This window comes from Halorubrum sp. C191, from assembly GCF_002727095.1.
In the GTDB taxonomy this organism is placed as follows: Archaea; Halobacteriota; Halobacteria; order Halobacteriales; family Haloferacaceae; genus Halorubrum; species Halorubrum ezzemoulense.
This window is the reverse complement of sequence record NZ_NHNZ01000074.1, coordinates 75,504-86,205: the sequence shown is the minus strand read 5'-3', so window position 1 is coordinate 86,205 and position 10,702 is coordinate 75,504. Positions and strand designations below refer to the sequence as shown.

Sequence of the window (10,702 nt, the reverse complement as noted above, 5' to 3'; positions counted from 1 at the left end):
ACGCACGCCCATAGTTTCAGGGAGTACCCGATGGTACTTATATGGTCGGGAGTCAGTCGGTCGAGGTGTGGTGGTTGTGTCGTCCCATGTCGGTTTCCTCCCCGACCTACTCGCTCACTCCGTTCGCTCCTTGAGGTCGGGGGCTCCACCTCGAAAATGCTGAAACAGCACTACGGCACGGGCAGCGGAAGCTCAAACCATCCTCACGGCGGCGCTCACCGCGCGTCCGTATATCGCAAGCGCGTCGGTGAAGCGATCATCGAGAAGTACGGCCTCCGCGAGGACTACCCCGACTGGGACGAGCGGTGGTCGGGCGTCGACCGCGAGCGAGCAGCGGTCCGCGACGAGGAGTACGCCCTCGAACGGCGCGTGAGCGCGTTCGTCCGCGAACAGCCGTTCCTCTGGGTGCCCCTCGACGACGAACCCGGCGCGGATAGCGACCGGCGCGTTCTCGAACGGAACTCTATCGCCCTCCTGAGCAACTTCGATCGGGAGCCGGTCGATCCCCGGCGGACCGACTGGATCGGGCGACACAGCCGGAGCCGTGCGATCCGCGAGTCGGGACTCTGGAACGTGGATCACGCCGACGAACAGTACGACGGCGGCTTCCTCGGACTATTCGCGGACGCCGTCGACGACGCGACGCCGCCGTAGTCGGTCGTCAGGCTACTCCCGTCGTCATCGCGGCGCCGCACTCTCGGCGGCTGTGAGCGTGGTTCACTCGCGGTCGTCTCCAGTCGAACTGTACGGATGGAAAGGCTGGCCTCGGCACTCATAGGGCTCGTCGTCGCCGGGTGCCGAGTCCGGCTCGGAGCGGTGATTCGTCATCGGCCGCTCGTCGGTAGTCGCGCCGTTGAATAAAAGGATCCGGCCGCGCCGTCAGTGCGACGACCCGGCGTACTCGTTCCAGCGGTCGGTCCCGTTCGCGATCCGCCGGGTGTCCGACGGGTCGAACGTCCCCGCCGCCTGCGCGACAGCCTCCGCGGCGGTCGGAAGGTCGTCCGGAACGTCGGTTGCGGCCGAGTCAGCGGATGGACCCGATCGGTCGGTGGGCTGTTCGGTCGGCGTCGCCTCGCGCGTGCTCGGACCGCCGGGACCGGTCGTCGTCCCCGCCGTCGAGCGTGCGTCAGTCGTGTACTACGGGTGGCACGTCACAGGCAACGTGCGTATCCTTCATAATTGTTTATGTTAGTATGAGGATCGCCGCGGGGAGTAGTCGCGGCCGTCGGCGACTCAGCGATCGGCGATCAGTCTCGTCGAGCCAACGGTACGGTGATCGTCTCCTACCGGGCCGACGGTACAGTGATCGTCTCCTACCAGGCCGACCACGCGGCGAGCGTCTCGTCGCGGGCGTAGATCCGCTTGAGGTCCTTCGCGTAGGCGAGGTCGCCGGGGTGGTCGAGTTTCTCGTGGCGGTACTCGGGCGCGTCCTCACGGATGTGGAGCCCCTCGACGGTGAACTCCTCCTCGCCGAACTCCACCGTCTCGTCGACGGTGAACTCGTAGTCGCCGGGGACGTTCACGCGCAGCGACCGGGTCTGGTCCGCGTCCCCGTCCTTCGGGTGGAGCGTGACCGGGACCGCGACGTTGTCGACCGCGCGGGTCCACAGCGTCTCCACGTCCGTGATGTCCGCTTCCTCGACGCGGTTCTCGGGGCCGAGTTCGATCCCCGTGATCCGCACCTGCATCAGCGCCTCGTCGGTGTCGACGACGAACTCCTCGCCGGTGCCCACGTCGCCTTCGGCGGGCACGTCCATCGTCGTGGTGAACGAGTCGCCGTCCTGCGAGACGACGACCGTCACGGCGACGGTCTCGTCCTCGGGGATCTCGGTCTTGTGGGTGTGGTCGCACTCGGTACAGCGCACGGTGGCCTGCCCGCCCGGGCTGAGGACCTCGTGGACGGTCGGCTCGGCGGGCGAACACGACGGGCAGGGGAGCCCGACGCGCGCGCCGGCTTCGGTGTCAGTCATTGGGCGCTCGTACCCGCCGCGCCCGTAAATATCCGCCCCTGTGGGGGCGGTGTGGGTCGCGCTCGCGTGGCGCGCGGCGTCGCGCGGTAAGGAAACTGGTTTACCGGAGTCCGCGGAACGGTCGCCCATGATCGTACCCGGGTCCAGCTCGCAGCAGCTCGCGGCGGCGCTCGCCGCGGAGACGGGCCGGGCGCTCGCGACCCCGACCTACGACCGGTTCCCGGATGGGGAGGGGCTCGCCGCGGTGCCCGACTTCGACGCCGACGAGGCCGTGATCGTCGCCGCGACCGACTCCGACGAGGCGTGGGTCGAACTGCTCCAGCTCCAGGACGCCGTCCGCGAGGCCGGCGCGACGGACGTGACCACCGTTGTCCCCTATATGGGGTACGCCCGCCAGGACGACTCCTTCGGCGACGGAGAACCCGTCTCCGCCCGCGCGATGGCGAAGGCGATCTCGACCGGGACCGACCGCGTCCGCCTCGTCAACCCCCACGAGTCGACCGTCGCCGACTTCTTCGACGTCCCTGTCGAGGCGGTCGACGCGGCCGGCGTCCTCGCCGACCCGCTCCCCGCCGACCTCGACGACCCGCTCTTCCTCGCGCCCGACGAGGGCGCCACCGACGTGGCCGCGGCCGTCCGCGACGCGTACGGTGCCGGCGAGACGGACTACTTCGAGAAGCACCGCGACCGCGAGACCGGTGCCGTCGCGGTGTCGCCCTCCGACGCGAGCGTCGCCGACCGCGACGTGGTCGTCGTCGACGACATCATCGCGACCGGGTCGACGATGAGCGAGTCGGTCGCCGTCCTCACCGACCGCGGTGCGGCGCGGGTGCTGACCGCCTGCGTCCACCCGGTGCTCGCCGCCAACGCGGTGACGAAGCTCCGCGCCGCCGGCGTCGACCGGATCCTCGGCAGCGACACCGTCGAGCGCGGCTGTAGCGTCGTCAGCGTCGCGCCGGCGCTGGCCGACGCGCTGGACTGACGCCGCGTAACGGTCACTCGTCGTCGATTTCTCGGATCTCCTCGGCCGGGTTGCCGCCGACCACCGTCCGCGCCGGCACGTCGTCGACGACGACGGCTCCCGCGGCGACGACCGCGCCGTCCCCGATCTCGACCCCGGGCGTGATCACCGCCCGTCCCCCGATCCAGGCGTCGTCGCCGACGGTCACGGGGTCGCCGAACTCGCGGCCCACGGCGCGCTCCGCGGGGTCGATCGGGTGCGTCGCGGTGTACACGTGGACCCCCGGCCCGAGCAGGCAGTTCTCGCCGAACGCGACCGGCGCGACGTCTAGGACGACGCAGCCGTAGTTCGCGAAGAAGCCGTCGCCGACCCCGACGTTGTAGCCGTAGTCGCAGCGGAACGGCGGCACGACGGTCGCGTCGCCCTCGACGGCTCCGAACAGCTCGGAGAGCAGGCGGTCGCGGCGGTCGGCCTCCGTCGGCGCGGTGGCGTTGTACCGGCGGCAGCGGTCCCGCGCGCGCTTACGATCGGCGACCAGCTCGGGAGCCGAGGGGTCGTACGCCTCGCCGGCCAACATCCGTTCCTTCTCGCGTCCCATACGGCCTCCGGCGCAGCCACCGACAAAGGGCTGTCCGTCTCCGCGGAGTCGAGCGCGGCCGGCGTTCGGCGACCCTCCGGGTGGAGTTCAGACGATCTTCATCATCCGCGTCTCGAACTTCCCGACGCGGACGCGAACCCACCCCGCCAGTTCCTCGTCGAGGGCGGGATCGTCGGTGTCGACGCGGAGCGCGCGCACGTCGTCGAGCTTCGCGCGCGAGGCGACGATCCGGAGGTCGCAGCGCCGGATCACGGCCGGCGATACCTGCGGGTTGCCGCGGCCGAAGACGAACCCCTGCCCGCCGATCGGCGAGACGACGATCACGTTCTCCTCGCCGAGCGCGCCGAGGATCTCCGCCTCCGTGGCGTCCCGCACCACCACCTCGCCGTCGCGCCAGACGTCGACGCCGATCGGGGAGGGCTCGAAGCCGAGCTCGTCCTTGATCGCGCCGACGGTCGACCCCGGGCCGAGGACGAACGCGACGCCCTCGCCGTCGCGCTCGCGGATGTCGGCCGCGACCCCCTCCGCCAGCGACTCGACGGTCCCGCTCGCCGTCTGCTTGGAGGACTGGAGGTCGTCGGCGACCGGCACGTGCGCGACACCCCGCAGCTCCGGGTGGACCTCGCCCTCGCGGTAGGCGTCTTCGTCGATGTCCATCACCTCGCGGCGCTCGGTCCGCGAGAACGAGGCGGCGACCTCGGCGGCGTCCTCCGGCGACACCGCGAACACCGACGAGTACACCTTCACGCCGGCGGGGACGCCGAGCATCGGCACGTCGGTCCCCTCCAGCGCCGCCGCGACGTCTGCCGCGGTGCCGTCGCCGCCGACGAACAGGACGAGGTCGACGGGGTCGGCGGGGGCGGTCGCGTCGCCCCGAGCCCCGGTCCCTCCGCCTCCGTCGATCCCCGCGAACGCCCGGACGACCGCCGCGGTGTGCGCCGCGGTCGTCGCCGTCGACGCCGGCGGCTCGCCGTCGAACGGGTCGACGACGCGGGCCGGGTCGAAGCCCGCCCCGCGGACGACCGACTCGCCCATTGGGTCCGCGGCTACGGAGACGGCGGCGTCGGGTTCCACCGCGGCCAGTCGCTCCAGCATCCGCCGCGCCCGGTCCGGCGCCCGCGGCTCCGCGCCGCGCTCGACCGCCTCGGTCACCTTCCCGTCGGTCCCCTTCAGTCCGACGCGGCCGCCCATCCCGGCGACCGGGTTCACCGCGATCCCCACGTACATGACAAATAGTTCGCCGCGCCGGCCCCTTAAGCGAGACGCGTCCGGGTCGGAGCGCGCGGGCGCCCGGAACCGTCGGTCGGACCGGCACATAAAGGCCCTCAACACCGGGACACGGCACTCAACACGTGTCCGCTCGTAGTTGTCACCGCCGGTGGAACGAGCCCGCCATCGGTAACCTGCTCGTCTCATCGGGACTGGATCCCTCCCGCGGTAGCTGCCACACGCCCACGTCTCCCGGTCCCGTTTTCGTACCCCTGCTGCGGTGCTCGTCCGTCGGTCTGCCCCCTCTCGTCCGAGAATCAATACTTAAGACGCCCCCAGAACAACGCCGAGATATGATCCTCGAAGCCGCCGTGACGGAGCCGCTGCCGATCAGCGCGACCGCGGGCGCGATCCTGCTCGCGAGCCTCGCCCTCGTCGTCGTGTGGATCGCGTACCTCTACCGGTAGCCCCGCCTCGGCCGCCGACCGTCTGCCCTCCCTACACGCTCAGGCGGACCGCTCCTCGACCGCGTCGGTCCGCTCGCGGATCCACGCCGCCGCGCGCTCGGCCTCCGCCTCGCTTTCGGCCGTGATCTTCACGGTCACGACCTCGCCCGGATACGAGCCGACCCGCACGTCGAACCGCTCGCGCAGCGACGCGAACCGGTCGAGCAGCTCGCTCTCCGGCTCGTCGACGTCGACCGTGAGCACGTGGGTCGGCGTCCCCGCGAACTCGTCTTCGACCAGATCGAACATCGCTTTCATCTCGTCCGGGACTCCCGGAAGGACGTAGACGGACTCGACGACGGCGCCCGGCGCCACCCCGGCCTCGTTCGGCAGCGGTCGGCAGTCGGCCGGGAGGTGCGTCGTCTCGGCGGCGAGGTCGTCGCCGCTGTACCCGCGGTCGGCGAGCCACGCGGTCGCCTCCGCGTTCGCTTCGAGGCCGCGCCCGAACGCGGCCGCGACCGCCTCCATCGTCACGTCGTCGTGCGTCGGCCCGAGCCCGCCGGTGACAATCACCGCGTCGTACTCGGCGTGGTACTCGTTGACGACGCGCGCGATCTCGGCGACCTCGTCCGGGACGACGGTCACCCGCCGGACCGCGACGCCCCGGGCGTCGAGGCGGTCGCAGAGCCAGGTGGCGTTCGTGTTCTCGGTGTCGCCGACGAGGAGCTCGTCCCCGACGGTGACGACGGCGGCGTTCATACCAGTCTCAAGCGGCGCGTGGTAGAAAAGGACCGCGGCGCGGGCTGACGCCCCGACGACGGCGACCGGTCGCGCCCGTTAGAGCAGGCCGTCATCGTCGTCGTCGTCCTCGTAGACGCCCAGTCCGAGGTCGCGGCGGCGCTGGCGGAGCGCCTCCAGCTGTCGCCGGAAGTAGAGCGTCCCGGCGACCGCGGCGACCGCGCCGATGACGAGGATGACGCCGAACACCACGAGGTCGCCCTCGCGGTACGACTGGACGACGATCGAGCCGCTCGTCACCTCCTCCCAGACGATCCGGTCGCGGTCGCCGACCGTCTCGACCGCGTGATCGCGCGGCGACACGTGGCCGACGATCGGCACCTCCGTGCTGAACTGCGGCGGCAGCGTCACCGCGTACGACCCCTCGACGTACGCGCGCATGCTGAACCGTCGCGGGGACCCGGCACCGGCGAAGGCCGCCTTCCCGCCGCTCATGTCGTCGGCGAAGCGGATCCAGGTCTCGTCGGTCGTGCGCTCGATCTCGCCGCCGCGGGCGCGGAACTCGCTGCCCGTGATCACTTCCCCGTCGGGGTACTGGTAGCGGAACGCCTCGAACTCCAGCGGCTGGTCGCCGGCGTACGGCGTCTGCCGGTACAGCCGGATCTCCTCCCGGTCGTCGACCGCGTACACGACGGTGTACCTGGCGTCCGTGGTGAGGTTGAACGCGGCGTCGCGGTCCGTGTCGAAGTCGTACCCGTGCGGCGGCTCGGCGTCGAGCGTCTCGTTCGTCACCTCGCCGCCGCCGGTCGCGTAGCCGAGACAGCCGGCGCTGACCGCGAGGAGAGCGATCGCCGCCACCGCGAGCGCGAAGCGTCTGTTCACGTGTGATCAGGTTAGACGACGCAGCGCATCTCGGCCGGGAGGTACGAGCCGATGGCGGCGAGCAGTCCCGGCGGGTCGGTCCCTTCCGCGCAGACGATGCTCTGTTCGAGGAGTCCCAACCGCTCGACGGTGACGATGTCCTGCGCGTGGCCCGCTCGGTTCACCGTCGCCCGCGTCTCGCCGCGGGTCGCCGAGTTGACGTTCACCCGGCCGTCGCCGCGCTGCCAGTCGTACAGCCGGTCGCGCTCGCCGTCGGCGAGCCGGCTCTGGTCCGCGTCCGGGTCGCCCGGATCGCCGCCGTAGACGAACCGCACCGGGAGGTGCTGGACGAGCCCGAACCGCTCGACGACCTGCTCCGGCGAGCCGACGCCGAGCCCCAGCTCGTCGGCGGGGACGAACACGTCGACGCCGGCGTCGAGGGTGATACCCACGTCGTCCCACGATTCGAGGGTTCCGACGTACGTCTCGCCCGCTTCGAGGCCGCCGTCGTGGGCGACGACCTCGCCCCACGTCTCCCCGAGGACGTTGCGCGCGACCGGGGCGTCCTCCCCGGTCACGTCCACTTGGACGAACTCGTCGTCCCGAACGCCCACCTGCCAGTCGACGTCGAGTTCGCCGACGTCGTTGGCGACGAGCGAGTCCATGCCGTCGAGCGCGCGGTCGCGGGCGTCGCCCTCGACGTAGCACTTGGTTGCGAGGACGACCATCAGGCGGTCACGTCCGCGTTGAGCTCGTCGCGCAGCTCCTCGATGCGCCGGTCCATCGCCTCGCGGAGCCGGTCGTTCTCCATCGCCTCCAGCGGCGAGCCGCACTCAGGGCACTCGAAGCCGAAGTCCATCGCCTCGCCGAACTCGAAGCGGATCGAACACACCTCACAGAGGTAGAACTCGTGGGTGCGCTCGTACTCCTCGCGCTCCTCTAGAGCCTCGAGCAGTCGGTACATCTCTTCCTGGAGGTTCTCCGGGATGTTGTCGTAGTGGAACGTCCACAGGTACGTGAGCCAGCCGGAGTCCTCGTCGCGGACGCGGCGGTACGTCGCCAGGTCGTTCTCGTACAGGATGAACAGCGCGCGCCGCACATCGTTGAGCTCCAAGCCGAGCTCCTCGGCCAGCTCCTCGTCGGTGACCTCGCCGTCGGGCGGCGCGGCCGCGACCGGCATCCCCGTCGGTCCCACCAGCTCGTGGAGGTACTTCTGGATGACGGGGTCGTTCAGTAGATCCTCAAAAGCCATTACGGGAAACTGGTGGTGGAATCCGGTTAAAACCTCCGAAAGGCGCGGTCGCGACGCGTCCCACCCGCCCGAAAAGCGGGCCCTGCGCCGCCCCCGACGGACCCGCGGGTCCGGCAGAGCTTTACGCGCCGTGACTCACACTCGCCCGTATGGCAGACTCGGTCGACGGACGGGGGCGACGCGCGCTCGGCGCCCTGGCGCTCCTCGCGGTCCCGGTCGTGCTGGCGGCGGTCCCGCTGGTTCCGCTCGCCGCGCTGCTCGGCCCCGGCGGGCTCGGGACCGTCCCGCTCGGCGCGCCGGGCGGGCTGCTCGCGGCCGTCGTCGTCGGCCCCGCGCTCTCCGCGCTCCTCGGTCCCGCGCTCGTCGACAGGCGGATCGCGCGGCTCCCCCGTGCCGACCTAGACGACCGCCGCGCGGACTTCGTCGCCGACCGCGTCGAACACCTCGCGGGCGAGGTCGGCGTCGACGCGCCGCCGGTGACCGCGGTCCGCGCCGACGCCGCGAACGTCGCCGTCACGGACGGCTACCGCGGGGCGCGACTGGTGGTCTCCACGCGGCTGCTCGCCCTGCCGAAGGCGGACCGCGACGCGGCGTTGCGCCACGCGCTCGTCCGGCTCCGGACGCGGCGGGCGCTCCTCACCACCGCGACGCTGCCGGCGCTGGCGGCCGTCGAGACCGCGGCGCTGCTCGCGACGCTGCTCGTGGGACGCCGCGGCGACCGGACCGCCGCCGACCGGCGCGTCAACCGGATCCACGGGTACGAGCCGGACCGCGAGCGCATCCCGTCGTGGGCGTACGCGGCCGCCGGCGTCCTGTGTTGGCTGTTGCTCCTCCCGGCGTGGGTCCCCGCGACGGTCGGCGATCGGCTCTCCGTCGCCGGCGGGCGGCGGGCCGCGGACGCGCTGGTCGCCCGGGTCGGAAGCGAGGAGCGCGAGGGGCTCGCCAACGCGGTCGCGTTCGCCGGTGACGCCGCGGGCGCCGGCGACTGGCCCCCGCTCCTCGACCGGCTCTCCTTCGTCTCCATGGCCGACGCCGAGACGGGGCGGGTTCGCGGGACGAGCCGGCAGGAGGCCCGGACGCGGCTCGCGCGGCTCCGCTCGAAGCGGACACTGTAGGGGAAGCGGCTCGGTGTATCGGCCGACTCAGGGCCGCACCGGGACTTCCAGGCGGACCGTCGTCCCCTCACCGTCGGTGTCGATGTCGAACTCGCCGCCCGCCTTGGCGACGACCCAGTACATGAGCCATATGCCGAGCCGGTCCGCGTGGGTCAGCGAGGTCTCGCCAGCCTCCAGCACCTGCGTCTCGTGGTCCGGGATCCCCGGGCCGTCGTCCTCGACTTCGATCGCGATCCACTCCGGCGGACGGCGCTCGACGCGCACCTCGACCGACGGCGTCGCCGCGTCGTTGTGCTTCACCGCGTTCTCGGCCGCCTCGGAGACGGCGACGGGCAGGCCCACGGCGGTCGTCTCTATCGGTCCGTCGTCGGGTAGCGATATGGTCACCGACGCGTCCGGGTAGCGGCTGCGGAGCCGGTCTCGGAGCTCGACCAGTTCGTCTCGGAGGTTGATCGGGGCGTCGAGCCCGGGCGGTGAGACCGTCTCGTCGACGGTCTGGACGGCGCCCGCGATCCCGGTGAGGTCCGAGGCCGTCTCGGCGATGACGTCCAGCGACCGACGCCGAGACTCCTCGTCGGGGTCGTCGCGGAGGAGGTCCGCGTACCCCTCGATGAGGTTCATCTTGTTCCGGAGGTTGTGGTTGAGCACTCGGGCCATCACCTCCAGCCGCCGCTCGCGGATCTTCCGCTCGGTGATGTCGGCTTGGAATCCGACGTAGCTCGTCACGTTCCCCTCCTTGTCGCGCAGCGGCGCGATGGAGAGCCGGTTCCAGAACTTCTGGCCGTTCGCCCGATAATTGAGGATGTCGACCTCGACCGGTCGGTCCTCGTCGAGGGCCCGCCGTATCCTCGCCCGGGACTCCTCGCCGGTGTCGGGGCCCTGAAGGAACCGACAGTCCTCGCCGAGGATCTCGTCGCCGTAGCCGGTCAGCTCCTCGAACTCTCGGTTGTGGTACACGAGCGGGCTGTCGTCGCCGTCGGTCGCCCGCGCGAGGGTGATCCCGACGGGCGCCTCGTCCATCGCCCGCTCTTTGCGCCGCAGGTCCGCGACGGTCCGCCGGAACCGGAGCGACGTCCGCCGCCGCTCGACCAGGTTCGAGACGCGCGTCACGAGCGCCCGGCGTCCGACCGGGAGTTCGATGACGTCGTCGACGCGCTCCCACGCGGCGTGGCCGAGCCCCGCCCGCGACCCTTCGCTCACCAGCAGTACGAACGGGAGGAACGCGGGCTCGGCGCGCTCGCGTCGAGTGTCGATCGCGTCCGCGGCGGCCTCGAAGGCGCCGGCGTCGAGGAGACAGCAGTCGAACTCGCCGTTCAGCGCGTCCGGCGACTCGGCGGTCCGAACGGCGTACCGGTCGGACAGCGCGTCGGACAGGAGCCCGCGGTCGCGGTCGGCGTCCATCAGGAGGAGGACCGTCGCGCGGTCGCCGTCGGGGGCCCGGGAGAGACCGGGGCCGGCGTCGTCCCCGGCGGGGCGGCCCGGGGGCCCGCCGCCGTCATCGCCCCCGGACTCCGCGTCCGACTTCGAATCCATCTCGTCGTATTTGAGTCGG

Annotated in this window: 11 protein-coding genes; 3 read left to right on the top strand and 8 right to left on the bottom strand. The window is 71.6% G+C overall.

Annotated elements, in window-relative coordinates; genetic code table 11:
* Positions 1-156: 156 nt before the first annotated feature.
* On the top strand, positions 157-654 hold the full coding sequence (locus tag Z052_RS20920; protein ID WP_241897909.1) for a hypothetical protein: 498 nt from the start codon (positions 157-159) through the stop codon (positions 652-654).
* A 659-nt stretch (positions 655-1,313) separates the two neighbouring features.
* On the opposite strand, the gene Z052_RS06565 is transcribed toward Z052_RS20920, so the two are convergent.
* The gene (locus Z052_RS06565) at positions 1,314-1,970 is read right to left on the bottom strand and encodes an HVO_0476 family zinc finger protein (RefSeq protein ID WP_089308170.1); all 657 of its coding nucleotides are present in this window, start codon (positions 1,968-1,970) and stop codon (positions 1,314-1,316) included.
* A gap of 127 nt (positions 1,971-2,097) precedes the next feature.
* Here Z052_RS06565 and prs point away from each other — a divergent pair, with 127 nt between their 5' ends.
* Positions 2,098-2,952, top strand: a complete 855-nt coding sequence (prs, locus tag Z052_RS06560) for a ribose-phosphate diphosphokinase (protein WP_049931651.1) — start codon at positions 2,098-2,100, stop codon at positions 2,950-2,952.
* 13 nt (positions 2,953-2,965) lie between these two features.
* Here prs and Z052_RS06555 read toward each other — a convergent pair whose 3' ends face one another.
* From Z052_RS06555 to Z052_RS06530, 6 genes are all read right to left on the bottom strand, one after another.
* Entirely contained in the window at positions 2,966-3,529 is a 564-nt protein-coding gene (locus Z052_RS06555; protein ID WP_094521312.1) for a maltose acetyltransferase domain-containing protein, read from the bottom strand.
* An 87-nt stretch (positions 3,530-3,616) separates the two neighbouring features.
* On the bottom strand, positions 3,617-4,756 hold the full coding sequence (locus Z052_RS06550) for an ATP-NAD kinase family protein (RefSeq protein ID WP_094580544.1): 1,140 nt from the start codon (positions 4,754-4,756) through the stop codon (positions 3,617-3,619).
* A gap of 488 nt (positions 4,757-5,244) precedes the next feature.
* Positions 5,245-5,943: a molybdopterin-binding protein gene (locus tag Z052_RS06545; protein ID WP_049931647.1), complete on the bottom strand. Its 699-nt coding sequence runs from the start codon at positions 5,941-5,943 to the stop codon at positions 5,245-5,247.
* A gap of 78 nt (positions 5,944-6,021) precedes the next feature.
* Complete coding sequence (locus tag Z052_RS06540; protein WP_086215454.1) at positions 6,022-6,804, bottom strand: DUF5803 family protein; 783 nt, start codon at positions 6,802-6,804, stop codon at positions 6,022-6,024.
* Positions 6,805-6,815: 11 nt separating this feature from the next.
* Positions 6,816-7,511 (bottom strand): DUF2110 family protein, encoded by a 696-nt coding sequence (locus tag Z052_RS06535; RefSeq protein ID WP_086215453.1) that lies wholly within the window; start codon positions 7,509-7,511, stop codon positions 6,816-6,818.
* The gene (locus Z052_RS06530) at positions 7,511-8,035 is read right to left on the bottom strand and encodes a transcription factor (protein WP_049931644.1); all 525 of its coding nucleotides are present in this window, start codon (positions 8,033-8,035) and stop codon (positions 7,511-7,513) included. Before Z052_RS06530 ends, Z052_RS06535 begins: the two co-directional genes overlap by 1 nt.
* Before the next feature lie 149 nt (positions 8,036-8,184).
* Here Z052_RS06530 and Z052_RS06525 point away from each other — a divergent pair, with 149 nt between their 5' ends.
* Positions 8,185-9,150 (top strand): hypothetical protein, encoded by a 966-nt coding sequence (locus Z052_RS06525; RefSeq protein ID WP_094521310.1) that lies wholly within the window; start codon positions 8,185-8,187, stop codon positions 9,148-9,150.
* A 27-nt stretch (positions 9,151-9,177) separates the two neighbouring features.
* On the opposite strand, the gene Z052_RS06520 is transcribed toward Z052_RS06525, so the two are convergent.
* The gene (locus Z052_RS06520) at positions 9,178-10,683 is read right to left on the bottom strand and encodes a PAS domain-containing protein (RefSeq protein WP_094521309.1); all 1,506 of its coding nucleotides are present in this window, start codon (positions 10,681-10,683) and stop codon (positions 9,178-9,180) included.
* Positions 10,684-10,702 lie beyond the last annotated feature (19 nt).

What these genes read in the sequence shown, in the direction of transcription:
- Z052_RS06530 (WP_049931644.1), bottom strand. Translation starts at nt 8,035, where the DNA reads ATGGCTTTTGAGGATCTACTGAACGACCCCGTCATCCAGAAGTACCTC.
- Z052_RS06535 (WP_086215453.1), bottom strand. Translation starts at nt 7,511, where the DNA reads ATGGTCGTCCTCGCAACCAAGTGCTACGTCGAGGGCGACGCCCGCGAC.
- Z052_RS06555 (WP_094521312.1), bottom strand. Translation starts at nt 3,529, where the DNA reads ATGGGACGCGAGAAGGAACGGATGTTGGCCGGCGAGGCGTACGACCCC.
- Z052_RS06565 (WP_089308170.1), bottom strand. Translation starts at nt 1,970, where the DNA reads ATGACTGACACCGAAGCCGGCGCGCGCGTCGGGCTCCCCTGCCCGTCG.
- Z052_RS20920 (WP_241897909.1), top strand. Translation starts at nt 157, where the DNA reads ATGCTGAAACAGCACTACGGCACGGGCAGCGGAAGCTCAAACCATCCT.
- Z052_RS06545 (WP_049931647.1), bottom strand. Translation starts at nt 5,943, where the DNA reads ATGAACGCCGCCGTCGTCACCGTCGGGGACGAGCTCCTCGTCGGCGAC.
- Z052_RS06520 (WP_094521309.1), bottom strand. Translation starts at nt 10,683, where the DNA reads ATGGATTCGAAGTCGGACGCGGAGTCCGGGGGCGATGACGGCGGCGGG.
- Z052_RS06525 (WP_094521310.1), top strand. Translation starts at nt 8,185, where the DNA reads ATGGCAGACTCGGTCGACGGACGGGGGCGACGCGCGCTCGGCGCCCTG.
- Z052_RS06550 (WP_094580544.1), bottom strand. Translation starts at nt 4,756, where the DNA reads ATGTACGTGGGGATCGCGGTGAACCCGGTCGCCGGGATGGGCGGCCGC.
- prs (WP_049931651.1), top strand. Translation starts at nt 2,098, where the DNA reads ATGATCGTACCCGGGTCCAGCTCGCAGCAGCTCGCGGCGGCGCTCGCC.